Genomic DNA, 25,501 nt, shown 5'->3' on the forward strand with positions numbered 1-25,501 from the left:
CCGGTGGGCCGAAGCCGGGCCGCGAGACCAGCCGCTGCAGGTGGTGAGGGCCGAGAGCGAAGATTTGCCACCTTACCTGTTCGAAACTCAACATCAACCGTATTCGGTCTACCCTTTGCGCATGAGCAACGGGACGCCTTTGGGTGAATTCCTCCGAGCCCGTCGAGAGGCTCTCAAGCCGCATGACGTCGGTCTGCCCGAGCACGGGCGGCGCCGGGTTCCGGGACTGCGCAGGGAGGAAGTGGCGCTCCTGGCCGGAGTGAGTTCCGACTACTACATCAGGCTCGAGCAGGGCCGCGAGAACAGCCCCTCGCCTCAGGTCGTCGAAGCGGTGGCGCAGGCGCTGAAGCTGAACGCGGAGGCCACCGACCATCTCAACCGACTGTGCCTTTCCGCCTCGCAGCGCCGACGCGACCACGGCCACGCAGCGGTGAGCGGCCAGCTGTTGCAGCTCATGGACGGGTGGCAGCACACGCCCGCCTTCGTCCTCGGACCCGCTCTCGACGTCCTTGCCGGCAACGCGCTGGCCACTGCGCTGCACAGCGGCTTCGACCGGTTCGACAACCTGGCCCGGATGGTGTTCGTCGACCCCGCGGGCCGGGACTTCTACCAGGAGTGGGAGCGTGCGGCGCACTCCTGCGTCGCTGAGATCAGGGCCGCCTACGGCTTCGATCCGGACTCGGCGCGCATCGCCGAGGTGGTCGAGGAACTCTCGGTGCAGAGCGAGGAGTTCACGGAGCTCTGGCAACTGCACGAGGTCAAGAGCAAAAGCCAGGAGGGCAAGCACCTGAGGCATCCGCAGGTGGGGGACCTGCACATCGCGTTTGCCGCCTTCACCGTCAACGGCGCGCCGCACCAGCAGCTCGTGGTGTACCAGGCGGAGCCGGCCAGCCCGACGGCGGCCGCCTTCGAGGCGTTGCGCGCGATGGCCACCGCGCCGAAGCAGGAGGAACGGGGCACGACCGAACCGGCGTTGTCCTCCGCCGAGGCATGAAACGGTTCCGGAGCCGTCCCTGATGCATCAACGACATACTGCGGTGGGCTCCCGCCCGGGAGGTTCCCTCGCGCAGCGACGCCGTGCGTCCCGAGCCCGGGGACACCATCGTCGTGTCGGCCGCCACCGGAGGAGTGGGAACATTCGCCGCACGGTCGGCCCGCCTGCGCGCCGCCACCGCGATCGGCACCGCGCGACCGCACAACGCCGACTTCCTCCGCTCGCCAGGCGTCACCCCCGTGTACCACAGCCTCGACGCGTGGGGTACGCCGAGGCTGTGGCGGCGACTGATCCAGGTGGCGCGTGTCCACGACGACCGGTGCACCGAGAGCGCCCTCGACCACGTCCCATCAGCGCTGGAAGGGCATCGTCCAGCAGTTGGACGTGGTCGGGTCGCCTCCAGACGTTCGGTGAGCCAGGAGATCGCCTCTCCCTGGTCGGCGATGAGGGGGCGAGGCGGTTGGTGAGGATCCTGTCGCCGAGGTCGGGCAGGTCGACTGCCGCGTAGGTGATGTTGCCGTCCTTGCGGCACCAGTCCACTGCCAGTTGGCGGGCCTGGCCGTGCGGAACGATGTCGTCCTGGACACCGGTGGCCACCCGGACCGGACCGGCCGGTCTCAGCGTCCCGATGCGCTGCTCGTCGAGGACGGCCTCGGGCCCTGGAGGCCGAAGCGCATCGGCTCGGTCGGGTGCCCCGGCTGCGGACGACGGCGGTGTTGTCGTCGCGGGGGCGGATCTCCACGATCTCCATCGTGCCGTGCAGCACGTCCCCGGGCCGGACCGGCGCCCGCATGCGCAGGGAGTCGAGGTGGCGCGCCCGCCCGGCGGTGTTCGCGCGGCGGTCCCCGGCGCGTCACACCCGCGCCACGACCCCTTCCCCGGCGTTCGTTCCTCTTGGACCATTCCTTGCGCGCAGGTCACATCCGACGCACCACGTCAGGACAAGAGGTCATCCACCCATGCCTGAAGTCAACCGGCGGCGATTCCTCCAAGTCGCGGGCGCCACAACGGCGTTCAGCGCACTGTCGGCCAGCATCCAGCGGGCCGCGGCGCTGCCCGCGCACCATCGTTCCGGCACGATCGAGGACGTCGAGCACATCGTCGTCCTCATGCAGGAGAACCGGTCCTTCGACCACTACTTCGGCTCGCTGAGAGGCGTACGGGGCTTCGGCGACCCGCATCCGGTGACGCTGGACAACGGCAGGAGCGTGTGGCACCAGTCGGACGGCACGAAGGACGTGCTGCCGTTCCACCCCGAGGCCGACGATCTCGGCATGCAGTTCCTGGAGGGCCTGCCGCACAGCTGGCCGGACGGCCACGCCGCCTACAACGGGGGCAAGTACGACAAGTGGGTGCCGGCCAAGGGCACCACGACGATGGCGTATCTGACGCGCGAGGACATCCCGTTCCACTACGCCCTCGCCGACACGTTCACCGTCTGCGACGCCTACCACTGCTCGTTCATCGGCTCGACCGACCCGAACCGCTACTACATGTGGACCGGGTACACGGGCAACGACGGCAAGGGCGGCGGTCCCGTCCTCGGCAACGACGAGGTCGGCTACGACTGGACGACCTACCCCGAGCGCCTCGAAGAGGCCGGGATCTCCTGGAAGATCTACCAGGACATCGGCGACGGCCTGGACGCGGCCGGCTCCTGGGGCTGGATACAGGACGCCTACCGGGGCAACTACGGCGACAACTCGCTGCTCTACTTCAACAAGTACCGGGGCGCCAAGCCCGGCGACCCCTGGTACGACAAGGCCCGCACCGGTACGAACGCGAAGGCCGGTGACGGCTACTTCGACCGGCTGAAGGCCGACGTCAGGGCGGGCGAGCTGCCGCAGATCTCCTGGATCGCCGCGCCCGAGGCGTTCTCCGAGCACTCCAACTGGCCCTCGAACTACGGCGCCTGGTACATCTCCCAGGTCCTCGACGCGCTCACCTCCAACCCGGCCGTCTGGGCGAAGACGGCGCTGTTCATCACCTACGACGAGAACGACGGCTTCTTCGACCACCTCGTGCCGCCGCTGCCGCCGCGCGACGCCTCCCGCGGCAAGTCCACGGTCGATGTCGGACCGGACCTCTTCGCGGGCAGTTCGACGCAGGTCGCCGGACCGTACGGGCTCGGACCACGGGTGCCGATGCTGGTCGTCTCCCCCTGGAGCAAGGGCGGCTACGTCTGCTCGGAGACCCTCGACCACACCTCGATCCTGCGGTTCATGGAGCGCCGGTTCGGGGTGAAGGAGCCGAACATCTCGCCGTGGCGGCGGGCCGTCTGCGGCGACCTCACCTCCGCGTTCGACTTCTCCCGCAAGGACAGCCGGCCGGCCGCGCTGCCGGACACCGACGCGTACGAGCCGCCGGACCGCGAGCGCCACCCCGACTACCGGCCGGCCGTGCCGGGTGACCCCAGCATGCCGAGGCAGGAGCGGGGGCTGCGACCGGCCCGGCCGCTCAAGTACGCGCCCAGGGTGGACGGTTCGGCCGATCCGAAGGCCGGGACCCTCACCCTCACGTTCGCCTCCGGCGGCAAGGCGGGTGCGGCCTTCCTCGTCACCTCCGGGAACCGTACGGACGGGCCGTGGACGTACACCACCGAGCGGGGCAAGGCCGTGTCGGACACGTGGAACTCCGCGTACTCCGGCGGCTCGTACGACCTGACGGTGCACGGGCCGAACGGCTTCCTGCGGGTCTTCAAGGGGCCGGGGAAGACCTCGGCGGCCGGGCCCGAGGTCACCGCGCGCCATGTCGGCGACGACGTGGAGCTGACCTTCACCAACAAGGGGTCCGGCACGGTGAGTCTGAAGGTCACGAGCGCCTACGGCGGCCGGTCCCGCACGGTCGGGGTGCGGGCGGGGGCGACCGTCCGACAGGTCGTGGACCTGCGGGCGAGCCGACGCTGGTACGACCTGAGCGTCACCGCCGACGGGGGCTTCCTCCGGAGGTTCGCCGGGCACGTGGAGAACGGGCGGGCGGGGGTGAGCGATCCGGCGCTGGGGTGGCGGTAGGGCATCTGAGAGGGCGGAGAGCTCGGGGGCGAGTGTCCCTGAGTGACTGCGGCTCGCACGTGGTCGCGCGTGCAGTTCCCCGCGCCCCCTGAAGGCCTACGGCCCAGGGTGCGCGGTCCTGCTGCCGACACCGCCCCAGCAGCGGCAGTCGTGCCGCCGGGTGCCGCCATGCCTGCCGTCCGCACTGCGGGCAGTCGTGCCGCTGGGGCGGCACGGGTGGGCGCAGGCGGCGCCCTGTCAGCGCCGGTAAGCGTCTCCGGCTCCGCTCTCAGAGGGGGGTGAGGTGTCCCGGCGCCGGGGAGCCCGGCAGGCGGGGGAGCAGCGACGGTTCCGTCGGGGCGTGTCGGGCTTCCAGGGCGAGGACGGCCGCCACCGGGTGGTCCTCGTCCACCGGGGCAGGACCCATCGGCCGGATCTCGACCGCCGGCGTCACCCGGGTCAGCAGCACCACACCCCGCGCCGCCACGCCCGCTCCCGCCACGGCGAGCAACACCCCCGCGACGCCGCCCCGCAGGCCCTCGCCGAGGAGCGAGAGGCCGATCACGGCGGCGGCGAGCGGGTTGGTGAGGGTGACGACCGCCAGGGGGGCTCCGAGCCCGCCTCGGTAGGCCGTCTGGGAGAGCAGGAGGCCGCCCACGGCGAACGCGGCGACCAGGAGGGCCACCACGACGACCTCGACGTCCAGGAGGGAGCCCGAGCGGTCGGTCGCGGCGACCGTGACGGTCTGGGTGAGCGCGGAGGCGACGCCCGAGGCCAGGCCGGACGCGCCGGCGTGGCGCAGTCCGGACGTGGTGCCGCGACGGGACAGGAGCCCGACCAGCGCGGCGGTGGCGCCGGCCACGGCGAGGGCCTCCGGGACGCTCAGCACGTCGTCGGGGGCGGGGCCGGACGCGGCGATCAGGATCGCGGCGAGGCCGGCCAGCGTGAGCGCGGTGCCACGCCACTCCGCCGCGGTGACCCGGCGCCCGGCGACTCGCGCACCGAGTGGCACCGCGGCCACCAGGGTGAGCGCGCCGAGGGGCTGTACGACGGTGAGGGGCCCGTACTTGAGGGCCACCACGTGCAGCAGCGCGGCGCCCGCGTTCAGCGCGACCGAACTCCACCAGGCACCGCTGGCGAGCATCCGCCGTACGCCCGTGTCGGCGCTGCGGGAGGCGAGCCGCTCCTGGGCCACGGCGGCGGTCGCGTAGGCGACGGCGGAGACCAGGGACAGGGCGACGGCGAGGAGTGTGGCGTTCATCGGCCCGCTCCCACCAGGACGGGCTCCTCGGCCGGTACGAGGGCCTTGGAGTGCTGCCCGGCGGTCGTGGCCGTGCGGTGCGGGAGCTGGATCACGGCGAGCGCGAGGGCCAGCAGGACGCCCGCCACGATCGCGTCCAGCCAGTAGTGGTTCGCGGTGCCGACGATCACGATCAGGGTCACCAGTGGGTGCAGCAGCCACAGCCAGCGCAGGCGGGAGCGGGTCGCGGCGATCAGGCCGACCGCGACCATCAGGGCCCAGCCGAAGTGCAGGGAGGGCATCGCCGCGAACTGGTTCGCCAAGGAGTCGGTGGCCGGAGCCGCCGAGTAGACCGTCGGCCCGTACACCTGCCCGGTGTCGACGAGACCCGCGACGTCCAGCATCCGCGGCGGGGCCAGCGGGAACGCGAGGTGCAGCAGCAGGGCGGCGGCGGTGAGGGCGGCGAGGACCCGGCGCGCCCAGACGTAGTGCGCGGGGCGCCGCAGGTACAGCCAGACCAGGAAGGCCACGGTGGCCGGGAAGTGGACGGTCGCGTAGTAGACGTTCGCGAAGTGGACCAGCGTGTCGCCGTGCAGCAGCGCGGACTGTACGGAGCCCTCGCCCGGCAGGTCCAGGGCGCGCTCCCAGTCCCACACCTGGTGGGCGTTGCGGAAGGCCTCGGCGGTGTGGCCGCCCGCCAGCAGTCGGCCGAACTTGTAGACGAGGAAGAGCCCTGCGACGAGCAGGAACTCACGGACGAGGGGTGGCCGCGATATCGCGGCGGCCCGCTCCTGCACAGGCTCGGTGCGGCATTCCATCCCCCGGCCCTTTCACTGACGGCGCTGGTGGCGCTGGTTCCCTGGACGGCACAAACGATCGATACGCGGCAGTACCGAAACGCGGCAGTACCGATACGAGAGTGTACCGATACGCCACTGTACCGAAACGGGGGGGTATCGATACGGCACTGTACCGATACGGCGGCGTTCCGGTACAGTGGCGTTTCGACAGGCTTTTCGGCATGGGGACGACCGAAGGAGACAGGGGCCATGACGTCGCAGGCAGCGGACGGGCCGGAGACGGCCGTCGCCTCGCGCCGCTCCAAACTCACGCCCGAGCGTGAGCAGGAGTTCTTCGACGCCGTGCTCGAACAGATCCGTGCGTGCGGGTACGACTCGGTGACCATGGAGGGCGTCGCCGCGACCACGCGGTGCAGCAAGTCGACGCTCTACCGGCAGTGGAGGACGAAGCCGCAGTTCGTGGCGGCCGCCCTGCGCGCGCGCCGCAGTGTCCGCTTCGCGGGGATCGACACCGGCAGCCTCGCCGGTGACCTGCGCGAGGTGGCCCGGCACGCCGGTGAGGGCTACGTTCTGGAGGGGCGGCTGTTCCAGGCCCTCGGCCACGCGGCCGTGCAGGACGAGGAGTTGCGGGCGGCCCTGCGGGACGCGCTGGTGGACCCGGAGATCGACGCGCTCAAGGTCATGATCGACCGCGGGGTGGCCCGGGGCGAGGTCCCCGCGGACCATCCGGCGCTGGAGTTCATCCCGGCCCAGATCTTCGGCGTCCTGCGGGCCCGCCCGGTTCTGGAGGGCCAGGACGCGGACGAGACGTACATCATCAAGTTCATCGAGGCGGCGGTGCTACCGACGCTCGGCCTCGCGTGAGACTCGGGCCGCCGTTCGTGGGTTGAACCGGACGACGACCTGATCGCGCCGCACCGTGGGGACGGGGGCGGCGCGTAACCCCGGCCGGGTGGGATTCCTCTGGAGCGGAGAGGAATCCCACCCGGCCGACTTTTCCGGGTGCACCGGGCCGTTCGGGAGTGTGCGGGATCACACGTCCTGGCCGCTGCCGCCCCCGCTGATCGACGCCTCCTTGATGCCCTTGGTGATGTCGTCGATGACCGACTGCTTGGGCGCCTCGTCGCTCACGTCGATGCCGAAGCGGACCACGACGAGCCGCGAGGAGTCGGCCGGGGAGGGGAAGGCGAGCGACTCGACATAGCCGTCGTCGCCCTTGCCCGTGACCACCTTCCAGCGGACGTAGTAGCCCTTCTCGCCCGCCACGGTCACCGCCTTGGAGGCCAGCTCCTCGTGGGAGGTGATCTTCCCGTAGCCCTCGGAGCCGTAGGCGGCCTCGGCGGCCTGGGAGATGTCCTCCTTGGCGGCCGCCTCGGCGGTGGTGGCCTTCAGCTTCAGCAGCTCGGCGGGCGACGAGTAGGCGCCGCCGCGTGTGCAGGTCTTCGTGGCGTCGGCCGGGCACTCGTACGACGCCTCGGTCGTCACCTGCGCACCGGCCTGCAGGGCCGAGCCGACCCAGTCGTCGGGCACGGGGATGCTGATGCCGCTGGTCGTGTCGGTGGCGTACCCCTCCTCGGTCTGCGGCGGCTGCCCGGACCCGTCCGGCGCCGGGGTCCGGCCGCCGGAGCCACCCGATCCACCGGGTCCGCCCTGGCCGCCGGAGTTGCCGCCCGGTCCGCCCTGGCCGCCGTCCGCACCGCCCTGGCCGTTCTGCCCGCCGGGGCCCTGGGACGTCGTACTGCCCTCGCCGCCTCCGTCGTTGCCGGCCAGGGCGTACACGCCGACCCCGATGCTGGCCAGCACCGCCGCCGCCACGGCCACGGCTATCCCGGTGCGCAGGCCGCGCTTCGGGGCGGGGGCCGGGTACCCGGGATAGCCGGGGTATCCGGGGTGGCCCCCGGCCCCCGGCGGGTACGGGCCCGCGCCCGGCGGGTAGGCCGGGGGACCGAACCCCGCGGCCGGGCCCACGGGCCGGACCTGGTCCGTCCACGCCTTGCCGTCCCACCAACGCTCGAGGGCGGGAGCGTCATTTGTCTGCCCGGGGTCGGGATACCAGCCGGGAGGAGTCACCTGCGTCATGGGGCAACCGTATGAGGCCGGAGTGAAAAGCGGATGAGAGGGGACGGTAATTGGCACGCCCACCGCCCGATTTCCCTGCCGACCTGCCGACTTGCCGACCTGCCCACCTGCCCACCTGCCGACCTGCCGACTTGCCGACCTGCCCACCTGCCGACCTGCCGATCCGCCGCCCCGCTGTGCCGTCGACCCGCCGCCCTGCCGCCCCGCCGATCCGCCGCCCCGCCGATCCGCCGCCCCGCCGCCCCGCCGATCCGTCGACCCGTCGTGCCGTCGACCCGTCGTGCCGTCGGTCTGCCGACCCGCCGTGCCCTCAACCTGCTGGCCCGCCGACCCGCCGACCCGTCGCCCTGCCGCCCCGCTGTGCCGTCGACCCGCCGCCCTGCCGCCCTGCCGCCCTGCCGCCCCGCCGATCCGCCGATCCGTCGACCCGTCGTGCCGTCGTGCCGTCGATCTGCCGTGCCTCGGTGCCCTGGCCCTGCCGCCCCCGCCGCCCCGCCGCCCCGCCGACCCGCGGAGTTCGACGGCAGCAGCCGCTGCGGCGACTCGCGGGAGGGGTGACCGGCGGAGGCGTCGGCCGAACGGGCCGCCGTCGCCACGGGTGCCGCTCAGGACGACCGGCGGCCCCGGCGAACGGTCGGATGTCCGGCCACCCCGGCAGATTTCCCGCGCGACGGCCGGGCGCGGGGGTGACGCCGAGGCCGCCTGCGGCTCACCGGATGACGAGCCGCACCGGCGGCCGCACGGCACATGGCACACCCGAACGCCCCGGCGGAGGCAGACCCCGGCGCCCCGGCGTCACCGAACCCAGCACACTCGGGTGCCGGGCTCCCGTGCTCGACGGGTCCGTACCCGGTAGCCCGTGGACGGTCAGGAAGCCCAGGACGGCGAAGGCGTACGCCTCCTTCGCGTCCGCCGGGAGCCCCAACTCGTCCGACACCCGCAGCGGTACGCCGGCGAGCTCGGCGCCGAGCATCCGCATCAGCGTCGGATTGCGGGTGCCGCCGCCCGACGCGATCACCTCGGTGCCCCGCACCGCGCGGGTGGCGGCCGCGACCGTACGGGCGGTGAGGAGCGTGAGGGTCGCGACGACGTCCGCCGGGCGCAGCCCCGTGACCTCGGCCAGAGCGGAGCGCAGGTAGCCGTCGTGGAACAGTTCCTTGCCCGTGGTCTTCGGCGCGGGCAGCGCGTAGTACGGCTCGGCGAGGAGCCGGCACAGCAGCGGCTCGTGGACGGTGCCACGGGCGGCGAGGGCGCCGTCCACGTCGTACGACAGGTGCCCGCCCGTCGAGTCCCGCACGGCAGCGTCGATCAGGGCGTTCGCGGGCCCGGTGTCGAAGGCGGTGCCGTCGGGGGCGGTGAGGTTGGCGATGCCGCCCAGGTTGAGGGCGACCGGTGTGCCGGGCCTGCCGCGCAGCCACAGCAGGTCGACGAGGCTCACCAGGGGCGCGCCCTGGCCGCCGGCGGCGATGTCCCGGGGCCGGAAGTCGGCCACCACGGGCAGCCCCGTCGCCTCGGCGATCCAGGCGGGCTGCCCGAGCTGGAGCGTACCGAGCACCTCGGTCCCCTCGCCCGCCTCCGTCCCCTGGGTCCAGTGGAAGACCGTCTGGCCGTGCGAGGCCACCAACTCGGCCCGCCCGTCGCAGAGTTCACGGTCGGCCTCGACCGCCAGCGCCGCGAACGCCTGTCCGATGCGGGTGTCCAGCCGGCACACCTCGCCGACGGTGGTGGCCGCCGGAGGGAGCGCTCTGGTCAGCGCCTCGTGGAGATCGTCGTCGTACGCCCGGCTGACCAGTCCGAGCGGCTTCAGGGCGAGGGTGTCGCCGTCGAGGTCCAGGTCGGCCGCCGCCGCGTCGACGGCGTCGTACGACGTCCCGGACATCAGCCCGATCACCCGCATGCCCACTCAACTCCCCTGTTCCTCGCGAGGCTTACGGAGCGTCAGCAGCGTGAGCGTGCTCACCGCGCAGGTCGCGGCCGCGTAGTACGCCGGGATGTCCACGCTGCCCGTCCGTCGAATCGTCTCCGTGATGATGAGGCCCGCGCAGCCCGAGAACACGGCATTGGACAGGGCGTAGGCGAGTCCCAGCCCGGTGTAGCGGACGCTCGTCGGGAACATCTCGGAGAGCATGGCCGGACCCGGACCCGCCATCAGCCCGACGACCGCCCCCGCCGCGAACACGGTGACCGCCTTCGCCGTGGTCGAAGTACCCGTGTCCTGCAGGAGGTTGAGAAGCGGCAGCGCCAGGACGGTCACCGACAGGGTGCCCGTGAGCATGACCGGCCGCCGTCCCACCCGGTCGCTGAGCCACCCGGCCGGGACGATCGTGACCGCGAAGCCGAGATTGGCCGCCACGGTGGCCAGGAGGGCCTGCTGGAAGGTGGCGTTCAGACTGCCCTGCAGATAGGAGGGCAGCACGACCAGGAAGGTGTAACCGGCCGCCGCCCAGCCCATGACGCGGCCCGCACCGAGCGCGATGGCCCGGGCGGTCTCCCGGACCGGCGGCCGTACCGAGGCCCCTCCTGCCGAGGCCCTTTCGTGTTCTTGCCGAAAGGCCGGCGTCTCGTCCAGCCGCAACCGCAGCCACAGTGCGCCCAGGCCGAGCGGCAGCGTCAGCAGGAACGGCAGCCGCCACCCCCACGACTCCAGTTCCCCCGGGGACAGGGCGGATGCCAGCAGGGCGGCCACTCCGGCCCCGCCCAGCAGCCCCAGCGCCACCGTGAACGACTGCCACGACCCGTACAGCCCCCGTCTGCCCGCCGGCGCGAACTCCGTCATCACCGACACCGCGCCCCCGAACTCCCCTCCCGCGGACAGCCCTTGGAGCACCCGCAGGAAGGTCAACAGCCAAGGCGCGACGGCGCCGATCGTGTCGTACGTCGGAAGCGCGCCGATCAGGGTCGTCGCGACCGTCATCAGGACGATCACCAGAACCAGCACCGGACGGCGGCCGATCCGGTCACCGAGCCTGCCGAACAGCGCGGCGCCCACCGGCCGGAAGAAGAACGCCAGCGCGAACGAGGCGTACGTCCTCACCAGCGCCTCGACCTCACTGCCGCCCTCCGGCGTGAAGAACCGTGCCGCGATGATCGTCGCGAAGTACCCGTAGACCCCGAACTCGTACCACTCGATGAAGTTCCCCACCGCCCCCGCGAACAGGGCCCTGCGGGACCGCTCGGGCCGGCCGGGGCGCGGCTCCGGCCCGCGCGCGGATGCGGTCATTCCGTCTCCTGAAGGGGTGGGGCCCGTCGACACCGGAAGACCGGAAATTCAGCCTCGGACCACGGGAAGTTGACTGTCCATCACGTCAACGCGGCAGGCGGGCGGGCGGATGCGTCGCCCCGGAGGCATGCGATGTCACCCGACACGGCAATAGGTGTCCGGACCAGCCTCCACTTCGGCAGCCGGAGGGCTACGCTCAATGACCTGTACGTCGTTCGGGCGACGCTGGGGAGGTAGCGGGATGACGGAGGGACGGCCCGATGCGGCCGCCTCGGCTTCCCTGTGGGAGCGCGACGCCGAGATCGTCGCCATCACACAGGCGATCGACGAACTCCGCGTCGACAAGGCTTCCCCGGGCAGTGTCCTGGTGTTCAGCGGTGAGGCGGGCATCGGCAAGACCGCCCTGCTCGCCGAGGCCCGCCGGATCGCCGGGGACCGGGGCTGCACGGTTTGGTACGCACGTGGCGGCGAGACCGTCACGTCCGTCCCGTTCAACGTCGTACGGCAGTTGCTGCAACCCGCGCTGATCGGGCTGATGGAAGAGGAGATCCGCGAGTATCTCGGCGACTGGTACGACATCGCCGGTCCCGCCCTGGGGCTTACGGAGCCGGGCGCGAGTCCGGCCGACCCGCAGGCCGTCTGCGACGGGCTGGTCGCCGCCGTGAACCGGCTCTCCCGGCGGACCTGGCCGCTCGTGCTGCTCATCGACGACGCCCACTGGGCCGACCAGGAGACCCTGCACTGGCTGTCCGCCGTCACCGAGCGCCTGGCGGAGATGTGCGTCCTCGTCGTGGTGGCCCGCCGTCCCGGTGAGGTCACCGGCGAGGGCGCGCGGCATCTCGCCCAGGTCGCCGCCAGAGCCCGCCCGGTCGCCACGCTCCGGTCGCTCACGCCGGAGGCCACCGCCGGACTCACCCGCGCCACGGTCGGCGAGCACGCGGACGACCCGTTCTGCCGCGAGGTGTGGGCGGTGACCGGCGGCAACCCGTACGAGACCGTGGAACTCCTGGCCAAGGTGCAGGACAGCGAGCTGGAACCGGCCGAGGGCTCCGCCGCCGAACTGCGCGCCCTGAACCGGACGGCGCGTGGCCGCGGTCTCGTCGCGCGGCTCGAGACACTCGGCGTCGACGCCACCCGCTTCGCCTGGGCGGCGGCCATCCTGCACACCGGCATATCGGTGGAGATCGTGGCCCGGCTCGCCTCGCTGAGCCGGGAGACGGCGGCGGAGTGCGCCCACCTGCTGACCTCGGCCCGCATCCTCACCGAACCCAGTCCGGTCAACCGCAGGGCGGAGGACGGCGATCTCGAGTTCGTGCACCCGCTGATCGCCACCGCGGTCTACAAATCGATCCCGCCCGGCATCCGTACCGCGTTCCACGGCGTGGCCGCGACGGTCGTCAGTGAGTCCGGGCGAGGCGCCGCGGCGGCTTCACGCCACCTCGTCGAAGTGCACGCCGACGGCGACCCCGAACTGGTCGAGCAGTTGCGCGCCGCCGCACGCGAGCACCTCGCCGTGGGTGCCCCGGACGCCGCCCGCCGCTGTCTGGAGCGGGCCCTGAAGGAGCCGCCGCAGCAGGATGTCCGCGTCCGCGTGCTCTACGAGCTGGGCTGCGCCACTCTCCTGACCTCGCCCGCCACCACCGTCGAGTACCTCCGCTCGGCACTCGCCGAGCCGGGCCTCGACAGCGCCGAGCGCGTGGACGCGGTGTTCCGACTCTCCCAGGCGCTGCTTCACAACGACCAGTTGGAGGAGGCCGTCCGCACGGTCGACGCCGAGGCCGCCCGGCTGGAACCGGGCCCGGCCCGGATGCGGCTCCAGGCCGCCCACTACATGTGGGAGGTCATCCACGCCGACGTGGACCTCTCGCCCACCCACTCCCAGGAACTCTCCGCCCTCGCCGCAGCCTGTACGGGGAGGGACAACTCCGAGCGTGCGCTGCTCATCCTGCGCGGATTCGACGCGGTGGTGCGGGGCGAGAGCGCCGAAGAGGTCGTCGAGTTCTGCGACCGGGCCCTCGTCAACGGCCGACTGGCGCCGGGCCTCGGCTGGACCGACAGTGAGTGGGGCATCGAGCTCCTGCTGATGCTGGCCATCGCGTACGCCTACGCGGACCGGCTCGACCGGGCGGAGAGCCTCTACACGGAGGCCGTGCGCACCTACGAGAGCGTCGGATGGAGCGGCGGCCATCTCGCCCTGGCCCACGCCTATGTCGGACACGGCCATCGCATGCGGGGGCGTCTCAAGGCCGCGGAGGAATCCCTGCGCAAGTCGCTGGCCTTCGCCGAGCGAGTGGGCCGTGGGCTGCCCCTGCACTGGTCGTCGACCTGCAACCTCGTCGACACGCTGCTCGCCCGCGGCCATGTCCAGGAGGCCTGGAAGGTCGCGGAGGAACACGGCTTCGCGCCTCCGTACCCGTCCACCCTCGTGCTGCCCGACCCCCGTTCCGTACGGGGCCGGCTGCTGCTCGCCGTCGGCCGCACCAAGGACGGCATCAATGAACTGGAGGCCGCCGAGAAGGCCGCGGCCGCCCGGGGGCACCACAACACGGTCATCGCACCCTGGGGCGGAGACCTCGCCCGCGCCCTCGCCACCGAGGACCCGCGCCGCGCCGCCGAACTCGCCATGAGCGTCCGCCGCCGTGCCGAACGCCTCGGCACGGACACCGCCATCGGCGAGGCACTCCGTGTCGAGGCCTACCTCGCCACCGGCAAACAGGCCGCCTCCCTGTACGCCAAGGCGGTCACCTACCTGGCGGCCTCGCCCTCCGCCTACGAGCACGCCGCGGCGCGCGTGGACTACGGCATCGCCGTCCGCTCGGTCTCCGAACTCAACCGGGGCCTGACGCTGGCCGCCTCCTGCGGCGCGGACGGCCTGGTCAAACGGGCGAGGGAGGCACTGGACCAGCTCCTGTAGCTCCAGCTCCTGTAGCTCCAGCTCATGTGGCTCCAGCTCATGTGGCTCCAGCTCATGTAGCTCCAGCCCATGTGGCTCAGGTCCGGCCCGCGTCCTCCTCCGCCAGCACCCGCTGGGCCGTGGCGAACGCCGAGTTCGCCGCTGGGACTCCGCAGTACACGGCGGTCTGGAGGAGTACGGCGCCGATGTCTTCCGAGGTGAGGCCGTTGCGGCGGGCCGCTCGGATATGCATGGCGAGTTCGTCGTAGTGGCCGTGGGCGATCAGCGCGGTCAGTGTGATCATGCTGCGTTCGCGGCGGGACAGCGTGGGGTCGGTCCAGATCTCGCCCCAGGCGTACCGGGAGATGAAGTCCTGGAAGCGCTCGGTGAAGGGCGTCTGCCGGGACTGGGCACGGTCCACGTGCGTGTCGCCGAGGACTTGGCGGCGCACCTCCATCCCGCGCTTCGCGTACCCGTCGAAGTGTCCGCGCAGCGCGGCCAGTACGGCCTCCGGGCGCTCGGCGGGGGCGAGATGGGACGCGCCGGGGATCTCCGTGAGCGACGAGCCGGGCACCGCGTCGGCGATCTCCCGCAGATGCGCGGGCGGCGTCGCCGGGTCCTGCCGGCCGGCGACGAGGAGAGTCGGCGCGGAGATTCCGGGCAGGTCCGCGCGGATGTCGAACGCGGCGAGCGCGTCGCAGCAGGCGGCGTACGCGCGCGGGTCGGCGTTCCGGTGGTCGTCGACCAGCTCCGGCACGGTGAAACCGGGAGTGAACCAACGCGAGTCGGCGGATTCCGCGAGCCCGGCCAGCCCCTCCCGGCGCACCAGCTCCGCCCGCTCCTGCCACGCCTTGGCGCCGTTGAAGTGGGCCGAGGAACAGATCACGGCGAGGGACGAGACCCGCTCCGGGTGGTGCGCGGCCAGGTGCAGCCCGACCGCGCCGCCCAGGGACACACCCGCGTAGGCGAACCGCTCGACGCCCAGCGCGTCCGCCAGGGCCAGCACCAGGGCGGCCAGGTCGCCCACCGTCGCACCCGGAGCGATCAGGCCGGCGGGGGAGTCGCCGTGTCCCGGCAGGTCCCAGCGGATCACCCGGTGCGTGATCGACAGCTCGGGCGCCACCTTGTCCCACAGCTTGGTGGAGGTACCGAGGGAGGGGCCGAGCAGCAGCGGGGGAGCGGAGGTCGGGCCCTCCGCACGGTGGTTGAGCAGCTTGTCGGTCAACGTCGCTCCAGGGCACGGTCGGTGAGGGCTCCGGCGGAGCCGGTGTAGCGGGTGGGATCGGTGAGGTCGGTGATCAGTGCCGGGTCGACGGCTTTCAAGTCCGGCTCCTCGGCCAGCAGTTCGCCCAGCGACCGGCCTTCGGCGTAGACGCGTTCGGCCGTCCTGGTGAGCAGTTCCTTGGCGCGGGCCCTGCCCAGCACCGGAGCCAGCTCGACGGCCAGCCGCTCGGAGACGATCAGACCGTGGGTGAGGTCCAGGTGCCGGCGCATCACGTCCGCGTTCACCCGGAGCCCCCGTGTGAGTTCCACCGCGTCCCGGGCGGCTCCGCCGACCAGTCGGAGCAGGTCGCGCAACGGCTCCCACTCGGCATGCCACGCCCCGGCCGGCCGCTCGTCCTCGGCCGCCAGCGCGCCGTACAGCGTGGCCGCCAGTTGGGGCGCGCGCCGGGCCGCCGCCGCGATCAGTGTCGACCGTACGGGGTTCGCCTTGTGCGGCATAGCCGAAGAACCGCCCCCGCCGCCTTCGGCGACCTCCGCGATCTCCGTACGGGCCAGCGTGAGCACGTCCACCGCGATCTTCCCCAGGGCCGCCGCGGCGAAGGTCAGCGCTCCGGCCAGGTCCGCGATCGGGGTGCGCAGCGTGTGCCAGGGCAACTCCGGCTCATGGAGGCCGAGTTCGCGAGCATAGGCGGCGACGAGGGCATGCGTGTCGACCGGGGCCGGGGCCGGGGCGTCCGCGGCGGCCTCGATTCCGATCGGGTGGTGGACATCGGCCGAAGCCTGAGCGCCGGTCACCGCCCCGAAGGCCGTGAAGGCCGCCAACGTGCCCGCCGCGCCGCCGAGTTGGGCGGGCAGGGTCGCCCGTACGACCGCGAGCCGGTCCCTGGCGTCCAGGATCAGTGAGCGCCAGCCCGCCGCTTTCAGCCCGAAGGTCGTCGGCACGGCGTGCTGGGTGAGCGTGCGGCCCGGCATCGCGGTGTCCCGGTGCGCGGTGGCGAGCGCGGCCAGCGCGGACTCCGTACGGCCGAGGTCGGCCAGGATCAGGTCGAGGGTGCGCGCGGCGACCAGCATCGTCGCCGTGTCCATGATGTCCTGGCTGGTCGCGCCCCGGTGGACGTACGGGCCGTACTCCGTGCCGACCGCCTTCGTGAGGTCCGCGACCAGCGGGATCACCGGGTTGCCGCCGCCGCGGGCGCGTTCCGAGAGAGACCGGATGTCGAAGGCGGCGGCCTCCGCCGCCGAGGTCACCGCGGGGCCGGCCGCGGCGGGGACCAGCCCCAGTGCGGCCTGGGCGCGGGTCAGCGCGGCCTCGGCGTCGAGCAGCGCCCGCAGGTAGGCGGTGTCGCCGGTCGAGGCCGCGGCCGGGGAACCGGTCCACCCGGGGGCGAGCAGACCGGTGTCGGCGTCGGCAGAAGTCACTGGAACTCCAGGAAGACCGTCTCGCCTTCGCCCTGAAGGCGGATGTCGAAACGGTAGGTGCCGTTGCCCTGGTCCTCGGCGATCAGCGTGCCCCGGCGCGCCTCGTCCACCCGGGAGAGCAGTGGGTCGGCGGCGAGCGCGGCCTCGTCGCCCGGCAGATAGATCCGGGTGAACAGGTGGACGAGCAGGCCCCGCGCGAAGACGCACACGCTGAGGTACGGCGCGTTCCGCCCGCGCGCGCCCGGCCGCAGCGTCCGCGCGGTCCAGTGGCCGCCTGCGTCGGTCTGGACGCGGCCCCAGCCGGTGAACTCCACGCCGTTGCGGCCCAGGAAGCCACCGCTCGCCGGGTCGCGCCGCATGGAGCCGTCGACCTGGGAGAGGTTGCCGTCCGGGTCCGGCCCCCACAGCTCCAGGAAGGCGTCCGGCAGCGGGTTGCCCTCGCCGTCGAGGATGTAGCCCTGGAGGGAGAGGGTGTCGGGGTGGCCGACGGGGGCGATGTCGCCGCCGCCGGGGAAGGGCAGGGCGTGGCCGTAGAAGGGGCCGACGGTGTGCGACGGGGTCGGGAGCACCGTCTCCGGGCGGCTCGTGTCGATCTTCGTCATGGCAGGTCAGCGTCCTTCTTCGATCCAGGTGGCCTTGGGGCCGTCGAGCACGATGTCCCAGACGTACCCCATCGAGAACTCCGGCACGGACAGGTTGTGGTCGTAGGTCGCGACCAGCCGCTGCCGGGCCGCGTCGTCCGTCACCGACTGGATGATCGGGTCGTACGGGAACAGCGGGTCGCTCGGGAAGTACATCTGGGTCACGAGCCGCTGGGTGAAAGCCGAGCCGAAGAGCGAGAAGTGGATGTGGGCCGGGCGCCAGGCGTTGAGGTGCTGCCGCCACGGGTACGGGCCCGGCTGGATCGTCGTGAAGTGGTAGTGGCCGTCGGCGTCGGTCAGGGTGCGGCCGACGCCGGTGAAGTTCGGGTCCAGCGGCGCGTCGTGCTGTTCTCGCTGGTGGGCGTAGCGGCCGGCCGCGTTGGACTGCCAGATCTCGACCAGCTGGCCGCGCAGCGGGCGTCCGTCGCGGTCGAGGAGCCGGCCGGAGACGGTGATGCGCTCACCGATCGGCTCGCCGTTGTGCTGCCGGGTCAGGTCGTTGTCGATCTCGGTGATGTCCCGCTCGCCGAAGGCGGGGGAGGCCAGCTCGACCAGCTCCGGGTCCTTGGTGACGTCGATTCCGATGAGGGGCTGCTTCGGGTGCCGCAGCACCGAGGACCGGTACGGGGCGTAGTCACGGCGCGGCTGATGCTCGACCGGCGCACCGTCGGCCACGCGCTTTTCGTAGGCGGCGTGCTCGGCCGCGATTTCCTGGTCGATGTCGTGCTGGGTGAGTGTCATGGGGATTCCTGAGGGTTCTGACGGTGTCGTCGAAGTCGGGCTCGAATCGCGCCCCGGCAGGGGCGCGGGCCGTGGTCCATGTGAGGCTCCGCCGCGCGGGCGCGACCAGCCACGGACGGCCGGCGGTCTCAAACAGTGCTCAGCGTTCCAGGACGAGTGCGAGTCCTTGCCCCACCCCGATGCACAGCGTGGCGACGCCGACGCCACCACCCCTGCGCGCGAGCTGATGGGCGACCGTGCCGGCCAGCCGCGCACCCGAGGCGCCCAGCGGATGGCCAAGGGCGATCGCGCCGCCCTGCGGGTTGAGGATCGCCGGGTCGAACTCGGGCCACTCGGCGACACAGCCGAGCACCTGCGCGGCGAACGCCTCGTTCAGCTCCAGGACGTCCAGGTCGCCGAACCCCTTGCCCGCCTTCGCGAGCGCGCGGTTGACGGCCTCGACGGGGGCGAGCCCGAAGTAGTGCGGGTCGATCGCGGAGACCCCGGACGCCGAGACCCGGGCGAGCGGTTCGCGCCCGGTGGCCGCGAGCCCCTCCTCGTCCACCAGCAGCAGGGCGGCGGCCCCGTCGTTGAGCGGCGAGGCGTTGCCCGCCGTGACCGTCCCCCCGGAGGTACGGAACGACGGCTTCAGCTTGGCCATGGCGGCGAGGGACGCGTCGGCCCGTACGCACTCGTCCGCGCCGAAGACAACGGGGTCGCCCTTGCGCTGGGGAATCGTGACCGGCGCGATCTCGCCGTCGAACAGCCCCTCGGTCCGCGCCTCGGCGGCCTTCCGGTGGGAGGCGAGGGCGAACTCGTCCTGCTGCTCCCGGCTGATCTTGTGCTTGTCGGCGATGAGTTCGGCCGACTCGCCCAGCGGGATGGTCCACTGCGGGTCCATCCTCGGGTTGACCATGCGCCAGCCCAGCGTGGTCGAGTACAGCTCGGTGTGTCCGGCGGGGAAGGGCCTGTCGCTCTTGGGCAGCACGTACGGGGCGCGGGTCATGGACTCGACACCGCCGGCGACGGCGATCGAGGCGTCGCCGAGCGCGATGGCACGGGCCGCCTGGATGACGGCCTCCAGACCGGAGGCGCACAGCCGGTTGACGGTCACGCCCGGGACGGAGGTGGGGAGTCCGGCCAGCAGTGCGGCCATGCGCCCCACGTTGCGGTTCTCCTCGCCGGCGCCGTTGGCGTTGCCGAAGTACACGTCCTCGATCCGCGCCGGGTCCAGGTCCGGCGTACGGGCCAGCAGCTCACGGATGGCGTGTGCGGCCAGGTCGTCGGGGCGCAGGCCCGCCAGACCGCCGTTGTAGCGGCCGATCGGGGTACGGACCGCGTCGACGAGGTAGACGTCCTTCGGACCGTTGATCGGACCCTTGCTCATGACGGGATCTCCTCGGGGATGCGAACCTTGGCGGCGGTCCTGGCGACGATCTCCTCGACGGCCACGCCGGGCGCGGTCTCCACCAGCACCAGGCCCTCGTCGGTCACGTCGAGCACGCCCAGATCGGTGATGATCCGGTTCACGCACGCCTTTCCGGTCAGCGGCAGCGCGCACTCCTGAAGGATCTTCGCCGAGCCGTCCTTGGCGGTGTGGGTCATGACCACGATGACCGTACGCGCGCCGTGCACCAGGTCCATGGCACCGCCGATGCCGGTGATCATCTTGCCGGGGACGGCCCAGTTGGCGAGGTCACCGCCGGCGGAGACCTGCATCGCGCCGAGGACGGCCACATCGATGTGGCCGCCGCGGATCATCGAGAAGGACAGCGCCGAGTCGAAGTACGCGGCCCCGGGCAGGACCGTGACGGTCTCCTTGCCGGCGTTGATCAGATCGGGGTCGACCTGGTCCTCGGTCGGGTACGGGCCGGTGCCGAGGATGCCGTTCTCCGACTCCAGGATCACCTCGACGTCGTCCGGGAGGTAGTTCGGGATCAGCGTCGGCAGGCCGATGCCGAGGTTGACGTACTGGCCGTCCTGCAGCTCACGCGCGGCGCGCGCGGCCATCTGTTCGCGGGTCCAGGCCATCACTCGCTCACCGTCTCCCGTGCCGCAGGCGCGGAGACCGTGCGCCGCTCGATCTTCTTGTCGGCCGCCTGCTCGGGGGTGAGGGCGACGACCCGCTGCACGAAGATGCCCGGGAGGTGCACCGCGTCGGGGTCGATCTCGCCGGGCTCGACCAGCTCCTCGACCTCGGCGATGGTCACCTTGCCGGCCATCGCGGAGAGGGGGTTGAAGTTGCGGGAGGACTTGTTGAAGACCAGGTTGCCGTGCCGGTCGCCCCTGGCCGCGCGGACGAGCGCGTAGTCGGTGCGGATGCCGCGCTCCAGCACGTACTCGACGCCGTCGAACTCGCGGACCTCCTTCGGCGGCGAGGCGAGCGAGACGCCGCCGTCGCCGTCGTAGCGCCAGGGCAGCCCGCCCTCGGCGACCTGGGTGCCCACGCCGGCCGGGGTGAAGAACGCCGGGATTCCCGCGCCGCCCGCGCGCAGCCGCTCGGCGAGCGTGCCTTGCGGGATCATCTCGACCTCCAGCTCACCGGCGAGGTACTGACGCGCGAACTCCTTGTTCGCCCCGATGTACGAACCGGTCACCCGGGCGATCCGGCCCGCCGCGAGGAGCACCGCGAGGCCGGACTCCATGGCCCCACAGTTGTTCGACACCACGCCGAGGCCCGAGACCCCGCGCTCGTACAGCGCCTGGATCAGTACGTTCGGCACACCGCTCAGCCCGAACCCGCCGACGGCGAGTGTCGCGCCGTCCGGCACATCGGCCACCGCCTCCACGGCCGTGGCGACCACCTTGTCCATCCGTGAGGCCCCATCTCGTCCGAGCACCCGGTGACCAGTTAATCAGGGCACTGAGCATTTCAGTGAAGTTTCCTTCACGCTGCCACTCGTCGGCTTCCTCGTCAAGACCCACGAGAAGGGCGAGGTCAGCTGCGTACGTGGATACCGTGGGTATGGACACGCCGCGGTGGATGGCGCGTATTGTTCAGTGCACGAACGAATTGCCGACGAATCGCCGGCCACGTCCGACACTGTGCCGAGCCGAGGAGCGAACATGACCGCGGTGGACCTCTCCACCCACCCCGGGCACCTGGCCCGACGGCTGCAGCAGGCCCACTACCTGCTGTGGAACGTGATGGTCTCCGAGGAGATCACCTCGCCGCAGTTCGCGGTCCTCAACACGCTCGTCGCCGAGCCGGGGCTCGACCAGCGCACGGTGGGGGAGCGGGTGGGGCTCGACCGGTCGACCATGTCCGAGGTCATCAGCCGGCTCGGGCGCCGGGGGCTCCTCGACAAGGTGCGTGATCCGCAGGACGGCCGACGGTTTCTGCTGCGGCTCACGGAGGACGGGGTGCGGACGCATCGCAGGCTCACGGTGCGGACGGCTCGGATGAACCAGGTGTTCCTCGCGCCCTTGTCGGCGGAGGAACAGGGGGTGTTCTTCGAGTTGATACGGCGGGTCGCCGACGCGGCGGAAGAACTGCGCAGCCCGGCCGAGTCTCTGGGCGCCCGGTAGCTTCGTCGGCGGGTCGTCGTTCGAGGCGGGTCGTCGGCGGTCGTCGCTCGGCCGCGGGTCGTCCGTGGCCGGTCGCGGACGACCCCGCGTCCCTGAGTGGGTGCCCACTTCGGGGCGGGCGGAGGCACGCTCACGCCTTCGCGTACACCACCCATACCTGGCCCTCCGCGAAGTTCATCGGTGTGCCGTCCGTCGTCGTGAAGGCCGTGCCGTCCGTGGGTGTGGGGCGTTTCCAGTTCCCGTCGTAGACCCGGCCGTCCCGTAGGACCTCCGCGCGGCCCGAGCCGACCGTCTCCGTGTACGGGGTGTTGTTGCCCAGGTAGTCGTGGAACCGGGACGCGCGGATGGTCACGTACTGGACGACCACCGTGGCCGGGGCGACTCGGGTGTCGTCGGTGGTGATCGTCGGGGTGCCGTCCATGGAGACCTGCCAGCGGCGGCTGTCGTCGGACCAGGTGAAGGTGAAGCGGGCGGCCGGGTAGCGGACGGTGCGGGAGTCCTCGGGAGTGCCGCCGGCCGGGGCGGCGCCGTAGCGGAAGCCGGTGGTCAGGGCGTCGGCGCCGGGCGGGGAGCCGATCAGTTTCCCGGGGCGCAGGTACAGGTTGTGCGGGGCGGGCTTCTCGTCGCCGCGGAAGTACGCGTCGTCGGCGTCCTCGGGGGTCTTCGCGTGCAGGGGCGCGTTGCCTATCAGCGGAAGGAGCTTGCCCTGCGCGCCGGAGAAGGCGAGGGTCGGCTCGTCGAACTGACGCAGTAGCTCCAGGTCGGACTCGCGGGCGCTGCGCACCGGGCCCACCGTCTCCGGGAACTTCGTCGCGTACACGGCCATCAGTCGGCTGAGACCGCCCTCGACCTGCTCTGCGTAGACGACGTCCGCGGCGTCGAGGCCGGTCTGGGGGCGGGCGGCGGAGACGTTGTCGATCTTCACGGCGAGCACGGATCCGGTGGGCGGCGCACTGCCCCGGTCGTCCCGGCGGCCGTCGCCCCGCCCCCGTTCGTCGTCGCCGTCCGAGCCGGTCACCGTGCAGCCCGCCAGGAGGGCCGCCGCGGTGAGAGCGGCGAGCAGCGCGGTCGTCCTCCCGCGGTGTCGCGCCCGTCGCACCGTCGGTCCCCTGCGTGGCCTGGTCATCTCGTCCATGTGTCTTTGATTGTGCGCTTATAAGTCCATAGATGGCCACACCCGTTTGTTTCTGATCGCGTCCGTTCTGCTGGACCGATCGGGGCGGCGGCCGGTCCCGGGCCCCGGTGGGCCGGGTGGTTCGGGGGTGGGGTGCCGGGTACTCGTGCGGCTCCTGCCGGCCGAGGCGAGGGAACGGAGTGTGGGCGCGATGAAGGCAGTGACATGGCAGGGCAAGCGGGACGTGCGCGTGGAGACCGTGCCCGATCCGGTGATCCAGGAGCCGACGGACGCGGTCATCCGCATCACCTCCACCGGGCTCTGTGGCTCCGACCTGCACCTCTACGAGGTGCTCACGCCGTTCATGACACCGGGCGACATCCTCGGTCACGAACCCATGGGCATCGTCGAGGAGGTCGGCGCCGGGGTGCCCGACCTGGCGGCCGGCGACCGGGTCGTCGTACCGTTCCAGATCGCCTGCGGCAACTGCTGGATGTGTCTCACCGGACTCCCCACCCAGTGCGAGACCACCCAGTGCACCGGCGAGGGCATGGGCGCGGCCCTCTTCGGCTACACCCGGCTGTACGGCGCGGTCCCGGGCGCCCAGGCCGAGTATCTGCGCGTGCCCCAGGCACAGTTCGGGCCGATCAAGGTGCCGGAAGGGCCGCCCGACGACCGGTTCCTCTACCTCTCCGACGTACTCCCCACCGCCTGGCAGGCGGTCGAGTACGCGCACATCCCGCCCGGCGGCAGTGTCGCCGTGCTCGGCCTCGGCCCCATCGGAGACATGGCCTGCCGGGTGGCCCGGCAGCATGGCGCCGAGCAGGTGTTCGGGATCGACCTGGTGCCCGAGCGGTTGCGCCGGGCGCGCGAGCGGGGTGTCGAGACGTTCGACCTCAGGGACTTCGACAGTGAGAAAGAGCTGGTCAGCGCGGTCCAGGACCGGACAGTCGGCCGGGGGCCCGACTCGGTGATCGACGCCGTCGGCACCGAGGCCCACGGCAGTGCGGCCGCCCGGCTCGTCCAGAACGCGGCCGGTCATCTGCCCCGGGCGGTCAGCGCGCGGTTCGCCGAGCACTTCAGCGTGGACCGGCTGGCCGCTCTCCACACGGCCATCGACCTCGTACGACGCGGCGGCACCCTCTCCCTCTCCGGCGTCTACGGCGGCAAGGTCGACCCGCTGCCCCTGCTCACCATGTTCGACAAGCAGATCCGGCTGCGCATGGGCCAGGCCAACGTCCGCACCTGGAGCGACGACATCCTGCCCCTCCTCACGGACGACGACCCCCTGGGCGTCGACGACTTCGCCACGCACCGGGTGCCGCTCACCGAGGCCCCGCACGCCTACGAGATGTTCCAGCGGAAGGAGGACGGGGCGGTCAAGGTGCTGATGGAGCCCTGACCGTCACCGTCCGGATTCCTCGCCGTTCGGCCCTTCACCGGTCGACCGGCCGGATCCCTCACCGTTCGGCCCTTCACCGTACGATCCCTGGCCTGTCCACCGGCCGGATCGCTCACCGGCCGGATCGCTCACCTGCCGCCGGCGGGGCCGAGGATCTCCGCCAGGTCGTAGGTCACCGGCTCCTCCAGTTGCGCGTAGGTGCAGCTCTCCGCCGTGCGGTCCGGGCGCCAGCGGCGGAAGCGGGCCGTGTGGCGGAAGCGGACGCCGTTCTCCATGTGGTCGTAGGCCACCTCGGCGACCTGCTCGGGTCGCAACGGCACCCAGGAGAAGTCCTTCTTCGTCGACCACCGGCTCGGCGCGCCCGGCAGCCGCGCCGTCTCGTGCGCCGCCTCGTCGGACCAGGCCGCCCAGGGATGCTCCCCGACGTCCTCCATCCGCAGCGGCTCCAGCTCCTCCATCAGTTCCGCGCGCCGCTTCATGGGAAAGGCCGCGCACACACCGATGTGCTGGAGGGTGCCCCCGTCGTCGTACAGGCCCAGCAGCAGGGAGCCGACCACCGGCCCGCTCTTGTGGAGGCGGTACCCGGCGACCACCACGTCCGCCGTCCGCTCGTGCTTGATCTTGAACATGGCCCGCTCGTCCTGCCGGTAGAGCAGCTGGAGCGGCTTGGCGATCACCCCGTCCAGGCCCGCCCCCTCGTACTGCTCGAACCACTGCTCGGCCAGTTCGCGATCCGTGGTCGCCGGGGCGATGTGCACCGGGGCCGTGACCTCGGACAGGGCCAGCTCCAGAAGCGCGCGCCGATCGGTGAGCGGGACGTCGAGCAGCGACTCGTCGTTCAGGGCGAGCATGTCGAAGGCGACGAAGGAGGCGGGGGTCGTCCGCGCCAGCATCCGGACGCGGGAGTCGGCGGGGTGGATGCGCTCGGTCAGGGCGTCGAAGTCCAGCCGTCCGTCCCGGACGATCACGACCTCGCCGTCCATCACGCAGCGCTCCGGCAGCCGCTCCCGCAGCGCCTCGGCCAGCTCGGGGAAGTACCTGGTCAGCGTCTTGCCGGTACGGCTGCCGATCTCCACCTCGGGCCCGTCCCGGAACACGATCGCCCGGAACCCGTCCCACTTCGCCTCGTAGTGCATGTCCGGCGGGATCTTGGCCACGGACTTGGCGAGCATCGGTTTCACGGGCGGCATCACCGGAAGATCCATGCTCCGATTCTGCGACCGTGCGCCCGGATTCG

Annotated in this window: 20 protein-coding genes and 1 pseudogene; 6 read left to right on the forward strand and 15 right to left on the reverse strand. The window is 72.1% G+C overall.

Annotated features, from left to right (window positions below; genetic code table 11):
- Positions 1-121: 121 nt before the first annotated feature.
- Positions 122-994 (forward strand): helix-turn-helix transcriptional regulator, encoded by an 873-nt coding sequence (locus OG202_RS41190; protein ID WP_327726813.1) that lies wholly within the window; start codon positions 122-124, stop codon positions 992-994.
- Between the two features lie 350 nt (positions 995-1,344).
- On the opposite strand, the pseudogene OG202_RS41195 reads toward OG202_RS41190, so the two are convergent.
- Positions 1,345-1,657, reverse strand: a pseudogene (locus OG202_RS41195) (lipase family protein); the annotation flags it as partial.
- A gap of 296 nt (positions 1,658-1,953) precedes the next feature.
- Here OG202_RS41195 and OG202_RS41200 point away from each other — a divergent pair.
- Positions 1,954-4,005: a phosphocholine-specific phospholipase C gene (locus tag OG202_RS41200; protein ID WP_327726812.1), complete on the forward strand. Its 2,052-nt coding sequence runs from the start codon at positions 1,954-1,956 to the stop codon at positions 4,003-4,005.
- A 268-nt stretch (positions 4,006-4,273) separates the two neighbouring features.
- On the opposite strand, the gene OG202_RS41205 is transcribed toward OG202_RS41200, so the two are convergent.
- Both OG202_RS41205 and OG202_RS41210 read right to left on the reverse strand, forming a co-directional pair.
- Positions 4,274-5,245: a hypothetical protein gene (locus OG202_RS41205; protein ID WP_326574600.1), complete on the reverse strand. Its 972-nt coding sequence runs from the start codon at positions 5,243-5,245 to the stop codon at positions 4,274-4,276.
- Complete coding sequence (locus OG202_RS41210) at positions 5,242-6,042, reverse strand: phosphatase PAP2 family protein (RefSeq protein WP_328224414.1); 801 nt, start codon at positions 6,040-6,042, stop codon at positions 5,242-5,244. The genes OG202_RS41205 and OG202_RS41210 overlap by 4 nt, the downstream gene beginning before the upstream one ends.
- Before the next feature lie 231 nt (positions 6,043-6,273).
- On the opposite strand from OG202_RS41210, the gene OG202_RS41215 reads away from it, so the two are divergent.
- Positions 6,274-6,888 carry a TetR/AcrR family transcriptional regulator gene (locus OG202_RS41215; protein WP_328224415.1) on the forward strand — a complete coding sequence of 205 codons (615 nt, stop codon included), beginning with the start codon at positions 6,274-6,276 and terminating at the stop codon, positions 6,886-6,888.
- Positions 6,889-7,056: 168 nt separating this feature from the next.
- On the opposite strand, the gene OG202_RS41220 is transcribed toward OG202_RS41215, so the two are convergent.
- The 3 genes from OG202_RS41220 to OG202_RS41230 form a co-directional block, all read right to left on the reverse strand.
- Positions 7,057-8,103: a DUF2510 domain-containing protein gene (locus OG202_RS41220; protein WP_328224416.1), complete on the reverse strand. Its 1,047-nt coding sequence runs from the start codon at positions 8,101-8,103 to the stop codon at positions 7,057-7,059.
- A gap of 709 nt (positions 8,104-8,812) precedes the next feature.
- Entirely contained in the window at positions 8,813-10,000 is a 1,188-nt protein-coding gene (locus tag OG202_RS41225) for an anhydro-N-acetylmuramic acid kinase (protein WP_327726808.1), read from the reverse strand.
- 6 nt (positions 10,001-10,006) lie between these two features.
- A complete protein-coding gene (locus OG202_RS41230; RefSeq protein WP_328224417.1) occupies positions 10,007-11,323 on the reverse strand; it encodes an MFS transporter in 1,317 nt (438 codons plus the stop codon).
- Between the two features lie 241 nt (positions 11,324-11,564).
- Here OG202_RS41230 and OG202_RS41235 point away from each other — a divergent pair, with 241 nt between their 5' ends.
- Positions 11,565-14,237, forward strand: coding sequence for an ATP-binding protein (locus tag OG202_RS41235; protein WP_328224418.1), 2,673 nt, complete (start codon positions 11,565-11,567; stop codon positions 14,235-14,237).
- A 76-nt stretch (positions 14,238-14,313) separates the two neighbouring features.
- Here OG202_RS41235 and pcaDC read toward each other — a convergent pair whose 3' ends face one another.
- From pcaDC to OG202_RS41270, 7 genes are all read right to left on the reverse strand, one after another.
- Positions 14,314-15,441 (reverse strand): bifunctional 3-oxoadipate enol-lactonase/4-carboxymuconolactone decarboxylase PcaDC, encoded by a 1,128-nt coding sequence (pcaDC, locus tag OG202_RS41240; RefSeq protein WP_328224419.1) that lies wholly within the window; start codon positions 15,439-15,441, stop codon positions 14,314-14,316.
- On the reverse strand, positions 15,438-16,859 hold the full coding sequence (pcaB, locus tag OG202_RS41245; RefSeq protein WP_328224420.1) for a 3-carboxy-cis,cis-muconate cycloisomerase: 1,422 nt from the start codon (positions 16,857-16,859) through the stop codon (positions 15,438-15,440). Before pcaB ends, pcaDC begins: the two co-directional genes overlap by 4 nt.
- Complete coding sequence (gene pcaG / locus OG202_RS41250) at positions 16,856-17,461, reverse strand: protocatechuate 3,4-dioxygenase subunit alpha (RefSeq protein ID WP_326574591.1); 606 nt, start codon at positions 17,459-17,461, stop codon at positions 16,856-16,858. The genes pcaB and pcaG overlap by 4 nt, the downstream gene beginning before the upstream one ends.
- A 6-nt stretch (positions 17,462-17,467) precedes the next feature.
- Entirely contained in the window at positions 17,468-18,241 is a 774-nt protein-coding gene (gene pcaH, locus OG202_RS41255) for a protocatechuate 3,4-dioxygenase subunit beta (RefSeq protein ID WP_328224421.1), read from the reverse strand.
- Positions 18,242-18,380: 139 nt separating this feature from the next.
- Positions 18,381-19,607, reverse strand: a complete 1,227-nt coding sequence (locus OG202_RS41260) for a thiolase family protein (protein ID WP_328224422.1) — start codon at positions 19,605-19,607, stop codon at positions 18,381-18,383.
- Positions 19,604-20,251, reverse strand: a complete 648-nt coding sequence (locus tag OG202_RS41265; protein WP_328224423.1) for a CoA transferase subunit B — start codon at positions 20,249-20,251, stop codon at positions 19,604-19,606. The genes OG202_RS41260 and OG202_RS41265 overlap by 4 nt, the downstream gene beginning before the upstream one ends.
- The gene (locus OG202_RS41270; protein WP_326574587.1) at positions 20,251-21,033 is read right to left on the reverse strand and encodes a CoA transferase subunit A; all 783 of its coding nucleotides are present in this window, start codon (positions 21,031-21,033) and stop codon (positions 20,251-20,253) included. Before OG202_RS41270 ends, OG202_RS41265 begins: the two co-directional genes overlap by 1 nt.
- 253 nt (positions 21,034-21,286) lie before the next feature.
- Between OG202_RS41270 and OG202_RS41275 the strand changes: the two genes are divergently transcribed.
- A complete protein-coding gene (locus OG202_RS41275; protein ID WP_326574586.1) occupies positions 21,287-21,748 on the forward strand; it encodes a MarR family winged helix-turn-helix transcriptional regulator in 462 nt (153 codons plus the stop codon).
- 130 nt (positions 21,749-21,878) lie between these two features.
- Here OG202_RS41275 and OG202_RS41280 read toward each other — a convergent pair whose 3' ends face one another.
- The gene (locus tag OG202_RS41280; protein WP_326585534.1) at positions 21,879-22,874 is read right to left on the reverse strand and encodes a DUF3048 domain-containing protein; all 996 of its coding nucleotides are present in this window, start codon (positions 22,872-22,874) and stop codon (positions 21,879-21,881) included.
- Positions 22,875-23,073: 199 nt separating this feature from the next.
- Here OG202_RS41280 and OG202_RS41285 point away from each other — a divergent pair, with 199 nt between their 5' ends.
- Positions 23,074-24,264: a zinc-dependent alcohol dehydrogenase gene (locus tag OG202_RS41285; RefSeq protein WP_326574585.1), complete on the forward strand. Its 1,191-nt coding sequence runs from the start codon at positions 23,074-23,076 to the stop codon at positions 24,262-24,264.
- A gap of 128 nt (positions 24,265-24,392) precedes the next feature.
- Here OG202_RS41285 and OG202_RS41290 read toward each other — a convergent pair whose 3' ends face one another.
- A complete protein-coding gene (locus OG202_RS41290; protein ID WP_327726801.1) occupies positions 24,393-25,469 on the reverse strand; it encodes an ATP-dependent DNA ligase in 1,077 nt (358 codons plus the stop codon).
- Positions 25,470-25,501: the final 32 nt, after the last annotated feature.

Origin of the sequence: Streptomyces sp. NBC_00310 (genome assembly GCF_036208085.1) — a bacterium.
Classification (GTDB): Bacteria; Actinomycetota; Actinomycetes; order Streptomycetales; family Streptomycetaceae; genus Streptomyces.